Below are 23,027 nucleotides of genomic sequence, written 5' to 3' on the forward strand. Positions count from 1 at the left end.
CATATTTCAGGACAAGACATTATGAAAAAACTACATTATATAACTATACTAATTGTTTTTATTCTGTTTTCTTGCCAATCGCAAGATAAAAAAGAGATTAAAGAGAATGGAGATTATGCCATAGGAGAATATTTAAATGATACTAAAGAAGGTCTTTGGGAATATTATCGTTCAAGTGGAAATTTAGACGAAGTAGGTAATTATCAAAATGGAGAAAAAAATGGACTTTGGAAAAGATACTTTAAAGATGGAAAAGAGCAATTAGCTTTTGATAAAAAATATAAAAAGGGGCAAATAGACATCAATTCTGAATATTACAAAGGAGGGAAAGATCGGTTAGTTTTTGAAATAAAATATGAAAACGATTTGAAGAATGGAAGTTCTGTTTTTTTTTATAGAAATGGTGAATTAATGAAAGCAGGTGAATACAAAAATGATATTGAAACAGGTGAATGGAAATATTATTACGAATCTGGAAAATTAATGGTAATTAGACAGTATGTTAAAGGAAAAGAGTTTGGTGAAAGAAAGTCTTTCTTTGAAAATGGGAATTTAATGTCTATTGGAAATTATGTTAATGACATAAAATCTGGAGCTTGGAAATACTATAATGAAAACGGAGATTTAATTAAGATTGAAGAAAATTAACGTTTTCTAACACTAATAACCGTTGCACAACCCCTTAAAAAAGCATAAAAAGAGCTTAAAATCTATGATTTTAAGCTCTTTTTAATTTCCATTCTCCGTATTTTCTCTAAAATGCAAGTGGCTTAAAACATAGTATTTAAAGACTTATTAGGTGATTTTTGGTGCTTTTAATAAAAGCAAATAGTCCCGCTATACTTTCTGGTCCATTTTTCATATGTTTTAAATACTTTTTAAGATTATAGGCTGTTGCAGATAGATCCATACACTTATTAGCTTGTTTAATCTCAAGGGTATCCACTTTTCCATGCCTAAAAAGGGGGTTAATGTTTCAAAAAAAACATGGGCTACCGTACTTTGTTGTTTTCCTTTTATACAGCTTCCTTTTTTAATAATTGGTCGTCTCCATTTACTGAACAAAATTCAGGACAAAACAGCTAAAACAAAAATTACGATACAAAATAAATTGTAGATTAAAAATTTAAAATTACATTTAGAAAATGAAAAGATTGAATAACATATTACGCCTTCCTTATTTCAGCACTTATTATAACAAAATAATATCTGCTCGGAATGTCTATGTGTATACTTCAAATAATAACTGATAATTATAAATTATAACATAACTATAAAGCCCGAGCATTTGCTCGGGCTTTTTTTATTTAAAAAAATATGGAAACAATAAATAGATTAAAAGAAAATGTAGAGATCCTTCTTCCAGAAAATGGATTGGAAGAAAAGTTAGAACAAGCGAAAAAAGAGAATCGAAAGCTCATTATAAAACTTGGTTTTGACCCAACTGCACCAGATTTACACTTAGGACACGCAGTTGTACTAAAAAAACTCAGAGAGTTTCAAGATTTAGGGCATCAGGTTATAATTTTAGTTGGAGATTTTACAGCAAGAATTGGCGACCCTACAGGAAAGAACAAAAGTAGAAAACCATTATCAGTAGAAGCTGTTAAACATAATGCTGAAACATACTTAAATCAATTATCTAAAATCATAGACATTGATAAAGTTAAAATAGTTTATAATTCTGAATGGTTAGACAAATTATCATTTACAGAAGTGATTCAAGTTTTATCAAAAGTGACCGCTGCTCAGCTTATGAATAGAAATGATTTTAATAAACGGTTTACTGAAAATACACCAATTGCAATGCACGAGATGGTCTACCCGATTTTACAAGGTTTTGACTCGGTAGAAATTAAAGCAGACATTGAAATGGGAGGCACAGACCAACTTTTTAACTGTACAATGGGGAGGAAACTTCAGGAAACTTTTGACATGAATCCACAAATTGTAATGTGTATGCCATTATTAAAAGGACTTGATGGAATAGAAAAAATGAGCAAGTCGTTAAATAATATCATTGGATTAACAGATAATCCAAAGGATATGTTTGGAAAAACGATGTCTATTCCTGATAATTTGATTGAGGAATTCCTTCATTTAACAACCGATTTCTCTTTAAATGAAAAAAAAGCAATTAAAACCAGATTAGACAATGGAGAAAACCCAATGGAAATTAAAAAAATAATTGCTAAAAATATTATTACTCAATACCATAATAGCAGCCTAGCTCAACAAGCAGAAGAACATTTTAAAAACCAATTTCAGAACAAGAAATTTGAAGACAAAGAATTTGAACCCGTATTAATTAATAATATCCAACAAGAAAAAAAGACAATTAAATTAATAGATTTATGTGTTCAATTAAAAAAAGGGTTATCAAAATCGGCTATCCGGAGATTAATTGAAGATGGTGCAGTGCAAGTTAATTTGAAAAAAGACAAAGATATAAATACAGAAATAACCATAAAATCAGGTACAAAAATAAAAATAGGAAAAAGAGATTTTTACGAATTAATAGAATAAAGCCGGCTGCTAACACTAATAACCGTTGCACAACCCCTTAAAAAAGAACAAAAACAGCTTAAAATATTTAAATTTAAGCTGTTTTTAATTTTGACTCTCCGTATTTTTTATAAAATGCAAGTGGCTTAAAACATAGCATTTAAACACTTATTAGCTTGTTTAATCCCAAGGGTATTCACTTTTCCCATGCCTAAAAACGGGGTTAGTGTACCAAAAAAAAGGGCTACCGTGCTTTGTCGTTTTCCTTTTATACAGCTTCCTTTTTTACTAATTGGTCGTCACCCTTTACTGAACAATACGCTTGTTAAGAAAATGCCATGACAGAACGTGTAAATGGCATCTTAAAAGATGAATTTTATTTCGATCAAACCTTTGATAATGTGAGCCACGCAAAGAGAGCTGCAAAAAATGCAAAAAAATTATACAACGAAGTAAGATTACATTTATCTTTAGATTATAAAACTCCTAATATGGTATATAAATTAGCAGCTTAATTTTATTTTAGGCAGTAGCCATATTGTAGGGCTAGACATTAAAGCAAATTGGAAGAAACTAACAAGCCTAGATTAAATATATTAATAAAAGTTCCGATTATAATTATTTCTATTGTTGTTTTAATTATTGATTATAACCAATTAGTAGATTACTATACAACAGTTGGAAATAATGGTGGAATTTCTGAGTATTTCAAAATTGCATTTAGTACTTCAATTCTAAGGACATCTCTTTTGCTTATCATTCCTTTAAGTGGAGTTTTTATTAATAATAAAATTGGATGGTTACTAGTTTGTTCATTCTATTATTTTTGGCTTTTATTTTTTATTTATTTTTCTATAAGTACAGAGTTAGAAAGAGACGGAACAATTGTATTAGTTGCTGGTGTAATTATAATCTCTATCTTTTCATTATTATTAATGAATAGTTATGAAAACAGTAAATTAGTTTATGGAATAAAAAGAAGTGATTTATTAAAAACAAACATCGCTGCATCCATTATAGCAATAATTGAAATACTACTTATAGTTTTATTGGATTTCACAAAATCATAATATAACGTGTTATAACAAAAGTAACCGTTGATCAACCCCATAATGTTTTAATAAACTGAATAAATTAAGCCTTTTTAAGAGTCTTAATTTTATTATTTATTAAGATTTACCTTAATTTTGATACGCTTAAATGGAAGTCTATGACCTTGTGAACTAGTATTATTTCAAAAAACAAATCCCCAAATGTTTTTGCTCTATTTTGGACAAACTTTAAATGCTTTTTAAGCTTATAAGCTATCGCTGACAGATTTATAATCTTGATGGATAGTGTAATACCTGTTTTATTTGTTAGCTTTTTTAAATTATTAGATGTTTATCTCAATAATATTTCTGCTTATAATCCATAATATTAAAGTGATAATTTGTTGTTGTAAAGGAAGTAGAAGTATGGGGTTAGATTTTTATACGTGATTTGTTTAATTAGTATTACGTTTTGAAGATAAGTGCTGATATTAAAAAACAACCTGAGTATAAAGATTGATACTTAGGTTGTTTTTATGATATAGTTAGGTTATTATAGGGTTATCGAGTGTCCTATTATGGTTGAAAAGGATTCTGAAAAAACAGAGTCTACATATATCCAATCGGATGTTGCAGTTCCAGGACTAAATGTAACTTCCATATAACCACGTCTAGCAGAATCAAAATAATTTAATCCATCTATTAATAGTGTTATGGCGTCCTGAAAACTATTAACAAAAGTAGGGGAGGACCCTAAGTAAGTATCAAAACCTGGCGAGCTTACAGAAGATGTTGCCAACTCTGTAACAGTTACATTTTCGCTGTTGGATACTACTGTGTTGGACCAAGCATTATGTGTGTCTCCAGCTAAAACAACGACTTTTTTACCAGCAAAGGCTTCAAGGATTATTTCTCTTTCGGCAGGGTAACCATCCCAAGCATCTAAGTTGTAAGGTAAAACCGTATTGATTCTTGCTAATTCATACGCCGTTAGACTAGGATCGTTATTAAGTACTCTTAGTTTTAGTTGCACTAATTCTTCTAATTGTTGCTGAAACAGTTGCATAGAATCGGAAGAGGCAGATCCTGTCGCACTTACTTCTCCAATAATAGTACCTAAAGCGCTTAATAATTCGGCAGGAATCATCATTTTACCCATTAATACTTGTTGGCCTAATACTTGCCATTCTGCACTATTGCTAGCAACTTCATTTAATAACCAGTTTTTTTGCGTTGTACCTAACATTGTTCTATTAGGATTTAACCAGTCTTGTTGAAATGTTGTAGTATCAAAATCACCTGAAGCATTAAAATAATCTGTGATTTCTAATTGCTTTTCTCTATCAACTAGTCTGGTGTCTAGCATTACTAAATTAACTAAGTTTCCTATTTGAAAACTTCTATAAATAATACTAGCATCGTTAGTCATTGCAGGTAAATACTCGCTATAGGCTTGTAACGCATTTTGTTTTCTTACTTCAAAAGCCCCTTCATTATCTTGATGGTTTTGTGCACCATCTTTATACGTGTCGTTTGTTATTTCATGATCATCCCAAACGGCTATAAATGGTTTTTTTTGATGCAATAACATTAGATTTTCATCACTTCTGTATTGCTTATATCTTGCTCTATAATCTTCTAATGAAATAATTTCATGCGCTGGACTATGAGTTCTACCTAAAGTCTCTGTAAACGCATTTGTACCATATTGACCAGCACCATATTCATAAATATAATCACCTAAATGAACAACGATATCGATATTTGATGTGGCCATCGTACTATAGACATTAAATAATCCAGCAGCATAATTAGCACAAGAGGTCACACCAATTTTTACCTGATCAACTCCTCCGGAAGGTAATGTTATAGTTTCACCAATTGGAGAAACAGTAGCATCATTGCTATTAATAAAACGGTAATACAATTTTTGGTCGGCTTGTAAGTTTTGTACTTCGACAGCTACTGTAAAATCGCGAGAACTATCTGTTGTAACTTCTCCACTTCTTACTAAATTAGAAAACATAACATCTGTTGCAATTTGCCATGTTAGAGTCGCAGTTGTGCTATTTGAGGTGTATCTAGTCCAGATGATGACTTGCGATTGCGTAGGGTCGAAACTTGCAACACCATATTCATAATTTGTTTCGTCTAGGTGTTCTGGGATTATACTTGGGTCGCTTAAATCATCATCGTTTGAGCAACTAATAAAATTTGGAATCAATATAATGCCTCCTGTTGCTAATAATGTGTTTTTTAAAAATGACCGTCTGTTAAATTGTTTATTCATTTTGATTGGTTTTTTATATATGCATAGTTAATTCTTCCATGTTATTTGTGAGTTATTTTGATGTTATGAATAAATTAAATGCTACTCTATTTTGAGAGATGTAACATTTTTGCGTTTTATACGTCTTATAAGTATCAATCATTAAATCAAATCGCTATGACACAAAACAGAGAATTATTAGTATTAACCCATTTAAGTCAATTGGTATCCTTAATTATAGGGTGTGGTAGCTTAATAGCGCCTTTAGTATTGTGGATAACACAAAAAGATAAAATATATCAAATGGATACGCATGGAAAAAGCATTGTAAACTTTCAGTTAAGTTTAGTGCTTTTATATGTAGTATGTGTGCCCTTAATACTGCTATTTGGATTAGGTTTTTTAGGTTGGTTCGTTTTAGGTGTAATCTCGATTATATATCCAATAATAAACGCTGTGAAAGTTAGTCAAGGCGAAAACCCAGAATACCCTTTATCTTTTAATTTTATTAGTTAGTTATATTAATTTGATAAAGTGAAAAACGCAACCTGTGAGGGTTGCGTTTTTAGTTTTAAATAATATTTGGTGTTATTGTTTAATAAATTCCAAAGTGGAAAAATCAGCTAAATACAAGTTTCCATTATCTAAATAGGCAACGTTTGTAATAATTTGACTTGAATCGTCTTTTGTTATAGTTAATGTGTTATGAATAAGAGACCAGTTAAACGGAGTTGCGCTAGAGATAACACCTTCTTTTGAAGTTACTTGGTTGGTTATTAATCCGTCGTTGTTAGCGTCATAAAAATGAAGTTTATATTGGGTGGTAGCATCTACAAGAAAGTCACTTCTTAACCATTCACCAAGTATCGACTGGTTAGTATCAGTTGCTGTTGTTTGGTCATCTTGCTTACAAGACCATAGTGTTATGCAAACAACAACTAAATGAATCAGTTTTATTTTACTTTTCATATGCTGGATTAATTAAGCAATAAGACTTAATAATTATCATTGAAGTATATTATTAAGTACTTTAATTAGGCTAAAAATAGTAAAATAAGTAGTTATAAATGCATTATTTACGAAACAAAAAAAAAGCAACTCGTTAGAATTGCTTCTTTTATAGTGTTATAAGAGGTTTTAAATTAGCTGTTTAGCATAACAGGCATAACTAACATAGTGACATGTTCACCTTCTTCTAAGTCGTCAATTGGTGTAAGAATACCAGCTCTGTTTGGCATACTTAATTCTAGTTGTACCTCATTAGAACCTAAGTTATTCAACATTTCTGTTAAAAAACGAGAGTTAAACCCTATTTGCATATCGTCACCTTGATAATCACAAGTCAAACGCTCTTCTGCTTTGTTAGAGTAGTCAATGTCTTCTGCAGAGATATTTAGTTCTGCTCCAGCAATTTTTAATCTAATTTGATGTGTTGTTTTGTTTGAGAAAATACTAACACGACGCACAGAATTTAAAAATTGAGTTCTGTCAATCGTTAATTTGTTCGGATTTTCTTTTGGTATTACTGCTTCGTAGTTTGGATATTTACCATCAATTAAACGACAAATTAATACGGTATTTTCAAAAGTGAATTTCGCATTAGAATCATTATACTCGATAGTGATTTCGTCGTCACTTGCTCCTAAAATTCCTTTTAATAAGTTTAAAGGTTTTTTAGGCATAATAAACTCAGCAACCTGAGATGCTTTGACGTCATCTCTAGTATATTTTACTAATTTGTGTGCATCCGTAGCAACAAATGTTAAACCTTCGGTAGAGAATTGGAAAAACACACCACTCATTACAGGTCTTAAATCATCATTACCAGCAGCAAAAATAGTTTTGTTAATAGCAGTCGCTAAAATATGACCAGGCATTTTTGTATTACTTGGATCTTCAAGACTTACAGCTTTCGGGAATTCGTTTCCGTCAGCATAAGCTAAAGCGTATTTACCATGATTAGAGCTGATTTCAACAATGTTATTCTCTTCAATAACAAATGTTAAGGGTTGCTCTGGAAACGTTTTTAAAGTATCTAACAGTAAACGGGCAGGAATAGCAACGCTTCCTTCATTATCACTGTCTACATCTAATACTGCAGACATCGTTGTTTCTAAATCACTTGCTGATACCGTTAGTTTAGATTCGTTTAAGTCGAATAAAAAATTATCTAAAATTGGTAGTGTATTCGAGCTGTTTATTACACCTCCTAAAACCTGTAGTTGTTTTAGTAAGTAAGTACTTGATACAATAAATTTCATCTATATATGGAAATTAATACTATTAATAATGGTCTTACAAATATATTGCTAATGCGTTAAAAAAAGAAACAAACTTATTAACACTTACTTTGCGTATTTTTTCTTTCGGAAGTAGTTAAACAGAAAACCAAAAACACCTAATAAAACCAATGGTAATAAGACATTTAAGAGTTGCCATTTTGTTTTTTCTTCGGTTATTTTTTCGGGATTTAAAAAAGCAACAGCAATTTCTTTAGATCTAATGTTTATAAGTCCGTTGTCGTCCAAAAGATAATTAGCCACATTTACTAAAAATTCTTTATTACCAAAAGTCTGTCCAGTATATTTATCAAAACCAAGCTCTTCAGGACCGGTTCTGCCCACTTCATTTTTAACAATGTCACCATCAGAAATGACCACCATTTTGGTAGGGATACTTTGCGCTTTAGTGTTTGCTAATTTTAAGGGTTTAACTCTGTTTTTATAGGCAGAGGTGAAGGTGCCTTCTAATAGTACAGCTAGATTTTGAGGCCCTTTATTAAACGATTTAGGGTCTAATTTATCATTAACCATATCCAAGCTTATTTCTCTTGGAGTACCTTCTAATTTACTTAAAGGAGCACTTTGTAATAAAATAGTTTTTTTAGTACTGCTTTTTATAAGGTCCATTGGATTTGCAAAATCAAACTTTAAAAAGTCTAAATTGTTTACAATGGGATGTTTAGAGTTTCCTTTAGCTAAAGGGGAGTAGGTCCAAGGGTAACTCTGGAATTGACTTTCGCTACCTTCTCCCGAGGCTAATGTAATCGGAGCGGAGTACATGGAGCTTACAATTAATGGATTGATACGGACGCCATATTTAAAGAAAAAGTCGGTTAGGTTTAAGTCCATAGGCATTGCTATGTTTTTACCCAAGTCATTATACAAACTGTCTTTACTCATTGCGACTTGTTCTACCATCCACAAACTTTTTCCGCCGTTCATGGTATACTGGTCTAATACAAATTTTTCAGCTTCGGTAAAGGGTTCTGTTGGTTTAGCTGAAATAATTAAATCAAAGTCTTGCAATTTTTTTAGCGTACTTTCGGCATGATTGGCCACACTATCTAAAGTAAAAGGAGCTATAAAATAATAATCTCTAATGCTTTTTATATAATCGGCAATGTATTTGTTTTCAAGTTGTCCATTACCTTTTAAAACCGCTATTTTACGACGTTTAGGATTAACTAATTTGCTAAAACCGTCTGCAAAAGCATACTCTAACTGTTGTACAGAATTAGTTACTAATTGTTGTTGCGTGGCTCCAATGGTGTTTTTTACTAAAGGAATTTTTACCGTAGTATCATTATAACTGGCCAAAGCCCATGGGAAAATAACAGCTTGGCTTGATTTTCCATTCTCCTGGACGTTTAATTGCATGGGTGTTAAACCACGGGCATTTAACTGTTGAATATTTTGATCGCGTGTTGCTTCGTTTTCAATCGGATTTATAAAATTGAAGCTAATATTGTTGTTATACGCTTTAAATTCTTCAAGTAATTGTCTAGTTTCTGATTGTAGTTTTCTGAATTCTGAAGGAAAACCATCGCCTTCCAAATACACATCTATAACCACAGGAGATTCTGCTTTATCCAATATGGCTAAAGCCGAAGGATTAAGTGTGTAACGTTGATCGGTAGTTAAATCAAAACGTTTATAAACCTTTTGAGCAAGTACGTTTAGTAAAATTAAACCAACGACTAAAAGTGCGATATTTTTGATAGATTTATTCAAATTTTTTCTCAAGTTTATAGGTTTTAATTGCGGCTACTGTATCATTTTTAAACTGAAGCTCAATACATTCTTGTTCCATATTAAAAGCACCAGGTTTAAAGCCCATGTTATAGTTCCATTGGTCTTTAGAGTTCGCTTTTATACTATCATCCCAACCATACCATTCGGCAGTTCCAAAATCATTAGCAATTTTAGATTTGGACAGTCCAATTAATTGATTCTCATTATTTAATTGATCCATCATTTCAAAACGCAATTCAGGAAATTCTGCCCAGTCTTCCGAGTTAAAATATTTTTGATGATGATAATTTGAAAAGATATTGACTATCGGGTAAAATAAATAAAAATAGAGTAGAGGTGTTGCTACTATTGTGATTAACAAACTAAGCCACTTGTTGTCTCCAATAGTTTTTATAAATAGCCAAGCCAAAATAAAAACAGCAATAAACGAAATAACTAATCCAATTGTAATAACCATATTATTGTTTTTTGATGTTAAATTTGGTTAACATTATAAACAATGTCGTCACGCTTAAAAAGTAGATAATATCCCTCGTATCTAACACACCGCGACTCATGCTTTTAAAATGTGCATTCATTCCTAGGTTTTCAATCATATTATTAGAAACTACATCTGCAATACCTTCAAATCCAATATAAAAAAACAGGCATAAAAATACAGCGACGATAAAGGCAACGATTTGGTTGTCTGATAATGTAGATGCAAAAACACCAATAGCAGTGTAAGCCGCAACTAAAAATAACAGTCCAAAATAAGAGCCTAACGTGCTTCCAAAATCGAGATTACCAGTAGGATTACCTAATTGATAGACTGTGTAAACGTATAATACTGTTGGAATTAACGCTATTAAAATTAGTATAAAAGCACCAAGATATTTACCTAAAACTAATTGTAATGTACTAATAGGCTTGGTTAATAACAACTCTAAAGTCCCTTGTTTTTTCTCGTCACTAAAACTGCGCATAGTTACAGCAGGAATCAAGAATATTAGTATCCAAGGCGCTAATAAGAAAAAAGAGGATAAGTCTGCAAATCCGTTATCAAGGATATTAAATTCGCCTTTAAAGACCCACAAAAATAGACCGTTTAGTACTAAAAATATAGTAATGACTAAATAGCCAATGGGCGACGCGAAAAATGAATTTATTTCTTTTTTAAGTATGGCTAGCATGCTTTATTTCTTTATTAATGTGGTTATTTGGTTGTCAATCAACTCCCGAATTAGTTTTATTTTAGTGACGCTAATTTGTCAACACTCCAAGCTTCAGGTTTTGCATTAAATAAGGGTTTTGTTTTTGCCCAAATTCCTTTGAATAATTCAGAGTTTCTATAATTTTCTAAATCACTTTCAGCATCCCAGTAACTATACGTAAAAAACACGTTACTATTGTGTTTGTCTTGATATAACTCTAATAATTGATTGCCTTCAAAATTTCTAATTTTATATTTTATAGTTTCAAAATTAGCGAGAAAGGTCGCTATGTTTTCTTCAGCAAAACTTAATTTTACAATTCTTACAAACATTGTATTAGTAGGTGTTTATCCGTTAAAATTTACGGGTTCTTCTTTTATAAAATTTATGGTTATCGTGTCACGTAATCCTAACCCCATTAAACTACTGGCGCTTCCAACGGTTTGATTGTTACTTTTGTAAATTGCTATTTCTAAATAATTAGAGCTATTAAAAACAACTAAACCACGACCTTCATCAGTACGCTTATCTTCTGGGATGTCAAAGTTTACAATATCACTATATTTATTTTGTATTTTTTTAAATTTATTATTTCTAGCGGACACCTCGTAAGTTCTGCCTTTTTGTAATTTCTCAAAAAAGGATTTCTTTATATTCGTGACAACATTACCATAATTATCAATATAAATTATACTTCCTATAATTTGCGTTTGTTCCTCATTAACATAAGGGACTAAGTTTTTAATGGGTTTGATAGTGTTAATCGCTTTACCAATCACTTCAAGAGTACCACCTCGGGCAATATGACAAGCAACTTTTACAAAGACATCCAATACAGGAAAACTCGTTTCTATTTTATCGTGTATATTAATTTCGACTAATTTAGAGGGCGCAATTTCATTAGCAATCATACTCATTATTCCATTGTTGGCACATACAAAATAATGGTCATCCAACTCCACTGCAATATGTTTGTTTTCTTGATTTAATTCCGAGTCAATACCTATTAAGTGAATACTACCTTTAGGAAAACTACTATAAGCATTTTGAATAATATATGCAGCTTCAGCAATATTAAAAGGAGAGACAGAGTGAGAGATATCAACAATTCTAACCTCAGGTAATTCACTATAAATAGCACCTTTGATTGCGCCGGCATAGTGATCTTTCTCTCCAAAATCTGTGGTAAGCGTTATAATTGGCATGAATTATTGTTGATATTTTTTTAACCTTAAACACACAAAAAAGGTGTAAATTTGTTAGATAGACAAAACTAACAAAATTGTACAGATTAATTTAATAAATCAGCGCTTTTGAACGAAATAATTATTGAGCTAGAAGAGATGTCTCCAAAAGAGTTTTTTGGAACGGGAAACGAAAACATTACACTTTTAAAAAAATACTTTCCAAAACTTAAGATAGTCGCTAGAGGGAACAAAATTAAAGCCTTTGGAGATGACGAGCTTCTTGAAGAATTTGATCGTAGAATGACCATGCTAATAATGCATTTTTCTAAGTATAATAAGTTAGACGAAAACGTTATTGAACGTGTGTTAACAAGTCAAAGCGGTGATGATTATAAGACTTCAGAGCAAAGTGGCGAAGTTTTGGTACATGGTGTAAATGGAAAACCTATTAAACCGATCACAGCTAACCAACGTAAAATGGTAGAGTTGATGCGTAAAAACGATATGGTTTTTGCAATTGGACCAGCCGGAACAGGAAAGACATATACAGGAGTTGCGTTGGCAGTAAAAGCCTTAAAAAACAAAGAAGTAAAACGTATTATATTAACGCGTCCTGCGGTGGAAGCGGGAGAAAATTTAGGATTTTTACCGGGAGATTTACAAGAAAAATTAGATCCTTACATGCAACCTATTTATGATGCTTTACGGGATATGATTCCTGCTGAAAAACTAGCACATTATATAGAAAACGGCACCATACAGATTGCTCCATTAGCCTTTATGCGTGGACGTACGTTGGATCATGCTTTTGTTATTTTGGATGAAGGTCAAAATACAACACATGCACAAATGAAGATGTTTTTAACCAGAATGGGGAAAAATGCTAAATTTTTGCTAACCGGTGATCCAGGACAAATAGATTTACCACGTCGTACTATTTCTGGTTTAAAAGAAGCCTTGCTTATTTTAAAAGGAGTAGAAGGTGTAGGAATGATTTTTCTAGATGATAAGGATGTTGTACGTCATAAATTGGTCAAGAAGATTATAGAGGCTTATAAGCATATCGAAAATGTTGATTAGATAGGACTAGTATAAAATATAAATTAAATAAATTACCAGATTAAGTAATGAGTAATACAATAATAGATACCAATTTTAATTTTCCAAATCAAAAAAGTCTTTACAAAGGAAAAGTTAGAGCCGTTTATAATATCAATGACGAAGAATTAGTCATGATTGCTACAGATAGATTAAGTGCCTTTGATGTGGTTATGCCTAAAGGGATTCCTTATAAAGGACAAATTCTTAATCAGATTGCAACTAGTATGATGAAGGCTACGGAAGATGTGGTGCCAAACTGGTTAACAGCAACACCAGATCCAAACGTTGCGGTTGGACATTTATGCGAGCCTTTTAAAGTCGAAATGGTAATACGTGGTTACATGTCTGGTCATGCTGCACGCGAGTATAAAGCTGGGAAGCGTATGCTTTGCGGTGTTGCAATGCCAGAAGGTATGAAGGAGAACGATAAGTTTCCTGAGCCTATCATTACACCTGCGACTAAAGCAGAAATGGGGGATCACGATGAAGATATCTCTAGAGAAGATATTTTGAAAAAAGGAATTGTAAGTGAAGCCGATTATATTGTCTTAGAAGATTACACGCGTAAATTATTCCAAAGAGGGACTGAAATTGCAGCATCACGTGGCTTAATTCTTGTAGATACTAAATATGAATTTGGTAAAACTAAAGAGGGGAAAATTGTTTTAATTGACGAAATCCATACGCCAGATTCTTCGCGTTATTTTTATGCAGAAGGCTACCAAGACCGTCAAAATAATAATGAAGCTCAGAAACAATTGTCTAAAGAGTTTGTCAGACAATGGTTAATTGCTAATGATTTTCAAGGATTAGAAGGTCAAACCGTTCCGGTAATGTCTGATGCGTATATTGAAACCGTATCAGAACGTTATATTGAATTATACGAAAATATTATGGGAGAACCATTTGTAAAAGCGGATGTGTCTAATATTCAGGAACGTATTGAAGCTAATGTTTTAGCTTATTTACAATAGGAATATTATAAAACTATTAAATAAAAAAGAGCTTGCGTATGCAAGCTCTTTTTTATTTGTTGACATCAGTAATGACAGCTTTACTTATATTATTTAGGCTTCTTTATTACTAGTGTTATATTTTTTATGTTCAATTTTTTTCTTTTCTAAAATGGCATAAAACTTTCGAGGAGAAATTTTTAAATCTTTAGTAATATCACTGACTTTCTTTTTTCCTTTTTTATACAGTTTTAAATTGTCATTGACTTGCTTGTTAAAGTAGTAATCTTTCAACTTCTCTACGATTTGTAATTCCGTTAAATTTGATTCCGTTTTATAACTTTCAATTTCAGATTTAATATTTGATAAAGTACTCATAAGTCTTGGTGTTATCGTTTTCTAAGGTGTCCAGTCAAAAAAGAGGCAAAATATTGAAATACTAAAACTAGGTAAGTATTACTGCTTTATCTCCTTTTTTACAAAAGTAATAGATTTTTTTTAATGTGTAAAAAATCGTAAAAAGGATGAATTGTATTAATCCAAATGTATTCCTTTATTTATAAGAAACTAAAATAGCAGCTACTTTTTGCAAATCACTTTCATTAATTTCAGTCTTAGGTGCTAACGGAAATGTTTGCTGCCCTGGACGACTAACAAACGCTGCGCGCCAACCAGCCCAAAGTGCGCCAGCAACATCCCAGCCATGTGCAGCAATTAGCATGCAGTCTTCAGGTTTGACATTCATATTTTTGGCTGCCCAATTATAAACATCTGTAAAAGGCTTGAATTTTCCAACAGACTCAATACTTAATAACTTGTCAAAATAAGTGGTTAATCCCACGTTTTCAAATTTGTTTTTTAAGCTTTCTGCATTAGAATTAGTCAGTGCTACTAAAGTGTAGCCATCATTTTTTAATGCTTTTAAAGCTTCCTTTACTTCTGGATGTGGCGGTAAGTTTTGCATAGCATTTACAATAATATCTCGTGCTTTATCTTCCGGAATGGTAATATCTTGATTGGCTGCAACCATTTGTAATGCAGCAGCACCAATATGTCCAAATGGTTGATAACGACCACTAGCCGAAACCACTAATGAATACTGTAACATTGTTGTAAACCATAAGGATAACAACTCTTGGTTTCCGCCTAAAGCATCACCCACTTGTTTTTTCATTATAGTTAAATCTAACAAGGTTTCGTTTACATCAAAAAACAAAACCTTTGGTCTGGTTTTAGTAGTCATATCAAAAAATATTATCGTTTTTAATTTAGCTAAGTTTGCGTAAAGCAGTTAATATATCTGTAACCTCTGCACGTTTAGTGTAATCGGCATCTAGAAAGGCATATTGAATAATACCATTAGTATCAATGACGTAAGTGGCAGCCAACGGTAATTGGTTACTATTATCTCCATTTACTTTATTTAATCCAAAACCAGCATTATAAATAGTGGCAACATCATCGGTTAGCGTATAAACGACACCGTATTCCTTTCCAACAGTATTTTCTAAATCACTTAAAACAGAGAATTCTAAATTGTTTTTTTCTGAAGTACTTAAAGAGTTATCCGGTAGCTCTGGAGTCAAAGCTAAAAGTGTAGCACCTTCGTTTTTAAATTCAGGTAATTTGTCTTGTAAAGCGTGCAATGTAATGTTGCAATACGGGCACCATCCACCTCTGTACCAAGTTAAAACTACTGGTCCGTTCTTTAATTCGTCATACAAGTTGACCGATTTATTTAAAGCATTTTTTAAAGTGAAATTAAGCGCTTTGTCTCCAACGTTTAAAGCATTTTCTAATACTCCAGATTTGGCAACACTCGCAATGCCGTCTGCATATATTTGTTTCTTTTCGTCTGAGAATTTGGCAGCACCTGCTTGACGTACTTTATCTAACAAAACGTCCAATTCTCCTGTGTTTTTATTGTTGTCCATGTGTTGTGTATTAAACCGATTGTTGTTCTTTAATTAATTCCGTTAAAACTTGTTTAAAGGTATCCACAGGTTGTGCACCTGTAACCGCACTTTTTCTATTAAAAACGACGGTTGGCACAGAATTTACACCCATATTTTTCCAATAGTCTTGTTTTGTTCTTACCTCTTTACGGGCATCTTCGTTGTCTAATTTAGCTAAAGCTTCGTCAGCATTTAAACCAACCTCTAAAAGTGCTGCTCTTAGAATATCATGTTTAGAGACATCTTTACGGTCACTAAAAAAGGCTTTAGTTAATGTCATTTTTAATTCGGTTTGTTTACCAAAGTCTTTTGCATATTCTAATAACACGTGTGCGTCAAAAGTGTTGACCATACGCATGTCATCAAAATAATCGAATGTAAATCCTAATTCCGCACCAATCTCTGTCATGTTGCGCTTAGATTCATTTTGTTGCTCTGTAGTCGACCCGTATTTTTCGGTAATATGTTCGTTTACATTTTGACCTTCGACTGGCATATTTGGATTTAATTCAAAAGGTTGCCATTCTATTTCTACTTGATCTTCAACACCAAGTTCTTTGATTGCTTTTTCTAAACGTTTGTATCCGATGGTACACCAAGGGCATACAACGTCAGAAACGATATCTATTTTAAGTTTTTTTGTCATGTTTTTAATTTTTAATTCAATTTTAGATTTATTTCTACAGTGCTAATCTAGTTATTTACTAATTAGATTACTATTTAGAAAACGGTGTTCATTTTCTTCATCTTTTGTGTCTTTATCTGTTGATACAACATTTAAAACCATAGAATTGACGATTCTGCTTTTACTTAAATCTTGATTTATAATTAAGGCTTTATGGAATACGCCTAAAGTTTCTACATTAGCTTTTGGACTGCTATTATTGATTATAACAATAGAATATTGATCCTTTTCTGCTATTTTTATTTTTGAAATGAACGGTTTTAACAAATCCTCATCTTCCTTGAAAACAGGTGTGAATTTATTGTAATAATCTTCAGGTGCTTTATATCCGTTATTGGCGAAAGCATGATAATCTGCCAAATGCAATTCGCTGTCTATTGCGCTAGGTTCATACCCCAATAGTAGTATAGATTGATCTGCAGCGTTGTCTACATGAAACGGTGTGTTTACCTGTTGATCAAAGCGTACAAGCCAATGATAGCTTAGTTTTTTGTTGAATATTGAAACACTAAGTTTTGATAATTCTTTTTTTAGATCTACCATAATAGATCTAAATTGATATGGTGTTATTTCTTTTTTGTTGAAAACTAGAGACATAAAGCCAAGAGTTTCTGTAGTCGTTCTAAAAACGTCTTGGAAACTCTTTTCTGCTATATTTTTTATAGATTCTTCCTTAATTTTCATTAAAATACTTTTAGGTTTCTTTTTTAGAAAGTAACCAATTCGCTAATTTGAAGCACACCTTCAACATTACTGTAATTTTTAATATCAGCAGCAAAGGTTTCTCCATGAGGTCCAAAAGACTCTTGAAAAGACACTACACTGTCAAATTTTAAATGTGCAATTGCTACGTAAGGAGCAGGCTCTCCTGGTACTCTGCTAGCCAAACCTAGGTCTAGTTCTAAACCTTTTAAGGCGTCACCAAGGGCCTCAACAATCATTGGTAAATGACTGTTAGTGTAATAGTCAGAATCAAACGTTACGTCTTTTCCGTTTGGGTACATTACAGATACTTTTATCATAATATGTTTTTTATAAAATTAGTAAACCTTCTGCAAAAAGAACAGAAGGTTTACAGCTATTAATAAATACTCAAGGGATTCTCTTATTTTTTCCAAGCAAAAGCTTTGAAAGCATCATCAACAGGTGTGTTGGCAATGTGATTTGTATAGTTACTAATTACTTTTTGAGATAATCCTAAAATAATCTCTAATACTTGTTGCTCACCATATCCAGCAGCATAAAAAGTGGTTAAATCTTCTTGAGTTACATTACCACGGTTTCTAACAATTGTTAATGCCATAGTGCGTAATGCTTCTAATTTAGGATTTTCTAAAGGTGTTTCGTTACGTAAAGCTTCTGTGATTGCGTCATCAACTTTCATCATTTTTGCAATTCCTGTATGTGCTGGTACGCAGTAATGACACCCGTGCTCAACATTTATAGCTTGCCATACAACAGTTAATTCTTCTTCATTAAATGAGGTTTGGGTAAATAACTCATGTAATTTTTGGTAAGCATCTAATAATTGAGGAGCTCCAGCTAATACACCATGTAACCCAGGAATCATACCGTAAGCTTTTTGAGAGTTTTCTAATAATGGTTTTGCTTCAGTTGGAGCAGACTCGATGTTGTGAATTTTTAAAGTTGTCATATTTTTTTATTTTAATTGTTTGTTAATTTTTTCTAAACGTTCGTTTAGTTATTGTTTAAAAAAAATGATTTTAAATGGTTTCAAAAATCATTTCTATGTAATCTTCTATTTCTTCTTTTGTGTTTACTCTTGACGCCGCAGCTAATCCGTGCTTTGCTAAAAGTAAATAATTAGCTTGTTTTAATACAGTGGCTTCCTCTTTATTAGGATCCAATGCTAATTTTTGGATAATAATTTCTTTTAGATTGGCCATAAACGCAGTCATTTGTGCTTTGACTAACTCATCTTCAGTTTCGGAAAACTCATTATAAGTATTTGTTACTAAGCAACCTTTTATATTGTCGCTTTTAAAACTAGAACTTACAGAATCGTAAAAAAATTGTTTGATATCATTAACACCTTGGGTACCATTTTTAAATTTATCTAGAGTAACATTGACTTTAGCTTTATATTGCTTTAAGCTTTCTAAAAATAAACCATGTTTACTTTCAAAACTAGAATAGATCGAAAACTTGTTTATGCCCATTGCTTTTTCAAGCATTTGCATCGAGGTATTTTCATAGCCGTTACGCCAAAACAATTGCATGGCCTTGTCAACAACTTCTTCTTCTATATATTGCTTTTTTCTAGCCATTATTTCTAATTACACTACAAAACTAACCGATCGGTTAGATATAGTAATGGACTTTAACATTTATTTAGTTTTTACCTTATTATAAAAGCGTCTTATCTTATTATAGATATAAGTATTTGTCTTTACATGGTAAAACGAAATAAAGCATACAACGACTATAAACACAATAGCTCCGATAATTGCTTGTGTTGGTGTTAAGCTTTTATAAAAGAATTGCTTTAAGCTTAAACCTGTAAAACTTCCATAAATAATCATGAAGTGTATCACGTAAATAGATAATGTTTTTTGTCCAATTCTAGTTACGATAGGTTGTTTAAGCTGGTTTTCAAAAGTGTAAAATAGGCCAAAAATCACCAAGACATTTCCTAAGCGACTAAATAAATAATTATAATCAGCACTTCTAGTAAATAGAGGTACATTAAATAGGTTGTCTAAAATTTTTAAAGCAGCGGAAGAGTAGAAGCTTAAGAATACTCCAATAATTAAGAAACTAACGATTTTAAATACTTTGTAATTTTTTTTATGTCCAAATTTAGAAAATAACACAGCAATAAAACCGCCAAAAGAGACATAGCCAAACCAAGGAATAATAGTAAAAACAGATCCGTTTTGTAAACTCAGATAGTTAGAAAACAATACGGGAGCATTTTCAAATTTTAAAGTACGATACAAAGGTTCTGACACAAATATGCTAAACGCAATAATTAAAAATAAGCTGGCTAAAACTAACTCATTTTTAAAGCTTATTTTGTACAATATAATTAAAATAATTAACGATACTCCTATACATTGTAGGACATCGACTTGTAAAAAATTCATATTAACTTGCCCATACATCAAGCTGAAAAACGAAAAACGCAAGGCATAACCAAGTCCTATAAGTAGTATCCCTCGGTTGAGACCTTTTTTTATACGTTCTTTATCTGTACCTTTTTCTTTAGCTTTTAATAATAAAAACACAAAGACTAAACCTGTAATTGTAAAAAAGACAGGAGCTGTTATCCCTCTAAAATAAGACCATAGGTTATAAATGGGGTTTGTCGTATCTCTGTAAATAGGGTTTAAAAGGGAGTCTATAAAATGACCTTGCAACATCATTAAAATGGCAAAAGCTCTTACGGCGTCAAGAAAAAATAGTCTGGTTGGTTTCAAATGGTAATTGTTGTTAGTGATGTAAAGATAATAGTTATATTTAAAGTCTAAAACTTTAGGATAATATGTACGATAAAATAAATGAGTTGGTTGGTGATTTTGCCTCTTTTGTTTGGGGTCTACCTTTATTAGTTTTGTTAATTGGAGGTGGATTATATCTATTAATACTATCCGAATTTTTACCTTTTAGATATTTAGGACATGCCATACAAGTGTTACGTGGTAAGTATGATAATAAAGATGACGACGGAGAAATTACTCATTTCCAAGCCTTAACAACAGCATTGTCCTCAACTATCGGTATGGGGAATATTGCAGGTGTCGCAGTTGCTATATCCATTGGAGGACCAGGTGCTGTATTTTGGATGTGGATTAGTGCTATAGTTGGTATGTCTACTAAGTTTTTTACCTCAAGTTTAGCCATAATGTATCGTGGTAAGGATAGTGAAGGTAATACCCAAGGCGGTCCAATGTATTTTATAACGGAAGGTTTGGGTAAAAACTGGAAACCGTTAGCTATGTTTTTTAGTGCCTGTGGTTTAATCGGGGCATTGCCTGTGTTTAATGTTAATCAATTAACGCAAGCTATTAATGATATTGTATTAAGGCCTAATGGGATTACGGTTAATTTTACTTCAAATTTAATTATTGGATTGGTCCTGGTAACGATTACTTCTGTTGTGATCTTGGGAGGTTTAAATCGAATAAGTAAAGTGGCATCCAAGTTAGTACCAAGTATGGTATTGTTGTATTTTATATTGATACTTATTATTTTGTTCGCTAATGCGGAAGTCGTGCCAACTTATTTTAAGTTAATTTTTACAGATGCTTTTGCAGCAGAAAATTATAAAGGAGATGCCTTTTTAGGAGGCCTTTTAGGTGGATTGATTATTTTAGGAGTGCGTCGTGGTGCCTTTTCAAACGAAGCCGGTATTGGTACAGCACCTTTGGCTCATGGAGCTGCGAAAACTAACGAGCCTATTCGCGAAGGGTTAGTGGCTATGTTAGGACCTGCAATTGATACTTTAATAGTATGTACATTAACGGCTTTAGCTATTTTGGTCACTGGTGTTTGGGAAAGCACAGACGCCAATGGAGTTAGTTTAACAGCAAAAGCATTTAGTAGTGCTATGCCACTTTATGGTAAATATTTATTGTTAATCTGCATTGTGGTGTTTAGTGTATCGTCACTGTTTTCGTATTCGTATTACGGAAGTAAATGCTTATCGTTTTTAATAGGAGATAAAAACAAACATTACTATAATTACTTTTATATAATCAGTATCATTTTGGGAGCAACCACATCTTTAGCCTTAATGATTAATTTAATAGATGGTGTCTTTGCATTAATGGCCATTCCAACGATGACAGCAACTTTAATTTTATCACCACGAGTGGTAAAAGCAGCAAAAGATTATTTTAAAAGAATGAAAGATTTATAAGTAATGTGTTTATCCGTAATTAAATGCTTTTTATATAAAAATTAACTATTAAAAGTTTTTTTATTATTTAATGATCCAAAAGTGAATTCCATACGTATGTATATATGTTAATTAAACCTTAAATTATATTTGTATGAAAAAATTATTTACTTTTTTATTTTTATTATCGGTCATTACTAGCTTTTCACAAGTTAAACCCAACTTGACTAACACAGGAACAACAGGAACGTTAACAGCATATACTGGAACAACCACAATAACCACAGATAATTTTATTTTAGAGAATGCAATTATTTCTGGATCTTTGAATATTAAAGCTAATAATGTAACTATTAAAAATTGTTTAATAGAAACTGGAGGCTATTATGGTATACGTTGTAACTACGAAGATTCTAACGGTAATGATTATACCAATTTATTAGTAGAAGACTGTGAAATTAGAGGAATGCTAAGTGCAGCTATATATGGAGATAATTTTACAGCCAGAAGATGTAATATCTGGAATAGTGGAAGTGATGGATTAAAGCCTGTAAGTAATTTTTTGATTGAATCCTGTTATATTCATGAATTAGGTTATACAGATGGTGCTCATGCAGATGGTGTACAAATGGTAAATGGTGGAAACGGTGTAATGAGATGGAATAATTTTGATATGCCATGGGATGATCCTACTTATGCAAATAGTCAGTGTATTATTATGTCTACTAATGTCGGGACTATTGATGATGTTTTAATTGAAGACAACTGGATTAATGGAGGTGGATATAGTGTGCAGATTATAGATAAAGGAAATGGGTATGGTGTGCCTACAAATGTTTCTGTTTTGAATAATTTATTTGGTAGAGATCACCAGTTTGGTCCACAAAGAACGGATACAGGTATTGTTTGGCAATGTAATACATACGAGGATAATGGTGAAGCTATTGGGGATTGTCCTTCATTATCTGTGGAGAGTATTACAGCTAGTAATAGCATTAATATTTTTCCAAACCCTACTTCTGATTTTTTAAATTTAAATTTCAAAGAAAACCTTTCAGGAACTCTATTTTTATATGATTTATCTGGAAAAAAGGTGATAGATTTAGCGGTAAACAGTAATGGTAATGACAGTGTTACAATAGATTGTTCTGAGTTTGCTCCAGGTATTTATTTATTAAAAATAGAATCAAAAAACAGACTGTATTCTTCAAAAATAATAATTAAATAAACTATTGATAACTAATAGTATTGAT

Annotated in this window: 26 protein-coding genes; 9 read left to right on the forward strand and 17 right to left on the reverse strand. The window is 31.9% G+C overall.

Annotated elements, in window-relative coordinates; translation table 11 throughout:
* Positions 1-21: 21 nt before the first annotated feature.
* The 4 genes from E9099_RS14400 to E9099_RS14415 all read left to right on the forward strand — a co-directional run bounded on the left by E9099_RS14400 (position 22) and on the right by E9099_RS14415 (position 3,575).
* On the forward strand, positions 22-648 hold the full coding sequence (locus E9099_RS14400) for a toxin-antitoxin system YwqK family antitoxin (protein WP_136584232.1): 627 nt from the start codon (positions 22-24) through the stop codon (positions 646-648).
* Between the two features lie 669 nt (positions 649-1,317).
* Positions 1,318-2,526, forward strand: a complete 1,209-nt coding sequence (gene tyrS, locus E9099_RS14405; protein WP_136584233.1) for a tyrosine--tRNA ligase — start codon at positions 1,318-1,320, stop codon at positions 2,524-2,526.
* A 317-nt stretch (positions 2,527-2,843) separates the two neighbouring features.
* A complete protein-coding gene (locus tag E9099_RS14410; protein WP_136584234.1) occupies positions 2,844-3,020 on the forward strand; it encodes an integrase core domain-containing protein in 177 nt (58 codons plus the stop codon).
* Positions 3,021-3,068: 48 nt separating this feature from the next.
* Positions 3,069-3,575, forward strand: a complete 507-nt coding sequence (locus tag E9099_RS14415; protein WP_136584235.1) for a hypothetical protein — start codon at positions 3,069-3,071, stop codon at positions 3,573-3,575.
* 514 nt (positions 3,576-4,089) lie between these two features.
* On the opposite strand, the gene E9099_RS14420 is transcribed toward E9099_RS14415, so the two are convergent.
* A complete protein-coding gene (locus E9099_RS14420; protein WP_136584236.1) occupies positions 4,090-5,826 on the reverse strand; it encodes an alkaline phosphatase D family protein in 1,737 nt (578 codons plus the stop codon).
* A gap of 156 nt (positions 5,827-5,982) precedes the next feature.
* Here E9099_RS14420 and E9099_RS14425 point away from each other — a divergent pair, with 156 nt between their 5' ends.
* Entirely contained in the window at positions 5,983-6,321 is a 339-nt protein-coding gene (locus E9099_RS14425; protein WP_136584237.1) for a DUF4870 domain-containing protein, read from the forward strand.
* 72 nt (positions 6,322-6,393) lie between these two features.
* Here the strand turns inward: E9099_RS14425 and E9099_RS14430 are convergent, their stop codons facing one another.
* The 7 genes from E9099_RS14430 to E9099_RS14460 form a co-directional block, all read right to left on the reverse strand.
* Complete coding sequence (locus tag E9099_RS14430; protein ID WP_136584238.1) at positions 6,394-6,774, reverse strand: hypothetical protein; 381 nt, start codon at positions 6,772-6,774, stop codon at positions 6,394-6,396.
* A 173-nt stretch (positions 6,775-6,947) separates the two neighbouring features.
* Positions 6,948-8,066, reverse strand: a complete 1,119-nt coding sequence (dnaN, locus tag E9099_RS14435; RefSeq protein WP_136584239.1) for a DNA polymerase III subunit beta — start codon at positions 8,064-8,066, stop codon at positions 6,948-6,950.
* An 84-nt stretch (positions 8,067-8,150) separates the two neighbouring features.
* On the reverse strand, positions 8,151-9,818 hold the full coding sequence (gene gldG, locus E9099_RS14440) for a gliding motility-associated ABC transporter substrate-binding protein GldG (protein WP_240788906.1): 1,668 nt from the start codon (positions 9,816-9,818) through the stop codon (positions 8,151-8,153).
* Complete coding sequence (locus E9099_RS14445; protein WP_136584241.1) at positions 9,811-10,296, reverse strand: hypothetical protein; 486 nt, start codon at positions 10,294-10,296, stop codon at positions 9,811-9,813. The genes gldG and E9099_RS14445 overlap by 8 nt, the downstream gene beginning before the upstream one ends.
* Position 10,297: 1 nt before the next feature.
* Positions 10,298-11,011 (reverse strand): gliding motility-associated ABC transporter permease subunit GldF, encoded by a 714-nt coding sequence (gene gldF / locus E9099_RS14450; RefSeq protein WP_136584242.1) that lies wholly within the window; start codon positions 11,009-11,011, stop codon positions 10,298-10,300.
* A 56-nt stretch (positions 11,012-11,067) separates the two neighbouring features.
* Entirely contained in the window at positions 11,068-11,364 is a 297-nt protein-coding gene (locus E9099_RS14455; RefSeq protein ID WP_136584243.1) for a putative quinol monooxygenase, read from the reverse strand.
* A gap of 15 nt (positions 11,365-11,379) precedes the next feature.
* Positions 11,380-12,237 (reverse strand): S-adenosyl-l-methionine hydroxide adenosyltransferase family protein, encoded by an 858-nt coding sequence (locus tag E9099_RS14460; RefSeq protein WP_136584244.1) that lies wholly within the window; start codon positions 12,235-12,237, stop codon positions 11,380-11,382.
* Positions 12,238-12,345: 108 nt separating this feature from the next.
* On the opposite strand from E9099_RS14460, the gene E9099_RS14465 reads away from it, so the two are divergent.
* The gene (locus E9099_RS14465; RefSeq protein WP_136584245.1) at positions 12,346-13,299 is read left to right on the forward strand and encodes a PhoH family protein; all 954 of its coding nucleotides are present in this window, start codon (positions 12,346-12,348) and stop codon (positions 13,297-13,299) included.
* A gap of 47 nt (positions 13,300-13,346) precedes the next feature.
* Positions 13,347-14,294: a phosphoribosylaminoimidazolesuccinocarboxamide synthase gene (locus tag E9099_RS14470; protein WP_136584246.1), complete on the forward strand. Its 948-nt coding sequence runs from the start codon at positions 13,347-13,349 to the stop codon at positions 14,292-14,294.
* Positions 14,295-14,387: 93 nt separating this feature from the next.
* On the opposite strand, the gene E9099_RS14475 is transcribed toward E9099_RS14470, so the two are convergent.
* The 9 genes from E9099_RS14475 to E9099_RS14515 all read right to left on the reverse strand — a co-directional run bounded on the left by E9099_RS14475 (position 14,388) and on the right by E9099_RS14515 (position 20,353).
* Positions 14,388-14,651 carry a hypothetical protein gene (locus E9099_RS14475; RefSeq protein WP_136584247.1) on the reverse strand — a complete coding sequence of 88 codons (264 nt, stop codon included), beginning with the start codon at positions 14,649-14,651 and terminating at the stop codon, positions 14,388-14,390.
* 175 nt (positions 14,652-14,826) lie between these two features.
* Positions 14,827-15,516, reverse strand: coding sequence for a haloacid dehalogenase type II (locus tag E9099_RS14480; protein WP_136584248.1), 690 nt, complete (start codon positions 15,514-15,516; stop codon positions 14,827-14,829).
* A 25-nt stretch (positions 15,517-15,541) separates the two neighbouring features.
* Entirely contained in the window at positions 15,542-16,207 is a 666-nt protein-coding gene (locus E9099_RS14485) for a peroxiredoxin-like family protein (protein WP_136584249.1), read from the reverse strand.
* A gap of 10 nt (positions 16,208-16,217) precedes the next feature.
* Complete coding sequence (locus tag E9099_RS14490) at positions 16,218-16,874, reverse strand: DsbA family oxidoreductase (RefSeq protein ID WP_136584250.1); 657 nt, start codon at positions 16,872-16,874, stop codon at positions 16,218-16,220.
* A gap of 51 nt (positions 16,875-16,925) precedes the next feature.
* Complete coding sequence (locus E9099_RS14495; protein ID WP_136584251.1) at positions 16,926-17,597, reverse strand: hypothetical protein; 672 nt, start codon at positions 17,595-17,597, stop codon at positions 16,926-16,928.
* Between the two features lie 23 nt (positions 17,598-17,620).
* Positions 17,621-17,935 (reverse strand): EthD family reductase, encoded by a 315-nt coding sequence (locus E9099_RS14500; protein ID WP_136584252.1) that lies wholly within the window; start codon positions 17,933-17,935, stop codon positions 17,621-17,623.
* A gap of 83 nt (positions 17,936-18,018) precedes the next feature.
* Positions 18,019-18,567, reverse strand: a complete 549-nt coding sequence (locus E9099_RS14505; protein WP_136584253.1) for a carboxymuconolactone decarboxylase family protein — start codon at positions 18,565-18,567, stop codon at positions 18,019-18,021.
* A 70-nt stretch (positions 18,568-18,637) separates the two neighbouring features.
* On the reverse strand, positions 18,638-19,201 hold the full coding sequence (locus tag E9099_RS14510) for a TetR/AcrR family transcriptional regulator (protein ID WP_136584254.1): 564 nt from the start codon (positions 19,199-19,201) through the stop codon (positions 18,638-18,640).
* A 60-nt stretch (positions 19,202-19,261) separates the two neighbouring features.
* Complete coding sequence (locus E9099_RS14515; RefSeq protein WP_136584255.1) at positions 19,262-20,353, reverse strand: heparan-alpha-glucosaminide N-acetyltransferase domain-containing protein; 1,092 nt, start codon at positions 20,351-20,353, stop codon at positions 19,262-19,264.
* A 65-nt stretch (positions 20,354-20,418) separates the two neighbouring features.
* Here E9099_RS14515 and E9099_RS14520 point away from each other — a divergent pair, with 65 nt between their 5' ends.
* Both E9099_RS14520 and E9099_RS14525 read left to right on the forward strand, forming a co-directional pair.
* Positions 20,419-21,795: an alanine/glycine:cation symporter family protein gene (locus E9099_RS14520; RefSeq protein ID WP_136584256.1), complete on the forward strand. Its 1,377-nt coding sequence runs from the start codon at positions 20,419-20,421 to the stop codon at positions 21,793-21,795.
* A 133-nt stretch (positions 21,796-21,928) separates the two neighbouring features.
* Positions 21,929-23,002 carry a T9SS type A sorting domain-containing protein gene (locus tag E9099_RS14525; RefSeq protein WP_136584257.1) on the forward strand — a complete coding sequence of 358 codons (1,074 nt, stop codon included), beginning with the start codon at positions 21,929-21,931 and terminating at the stop codon, positions 23,000-23,002.
* The last annotated feature ends 25 nt before the right edge of the window (positions 23,003-23,027 follow it).

The sequence above is a fragment of the Psychroserpens sp. NJDZ02 genome (assembly GCF_004843725.1).
Classification (GTDB): Bacteria; Bacteroidota; Bacteroidia; order Flavobacteriales; family Flavobacteriaceae; genus Olleya.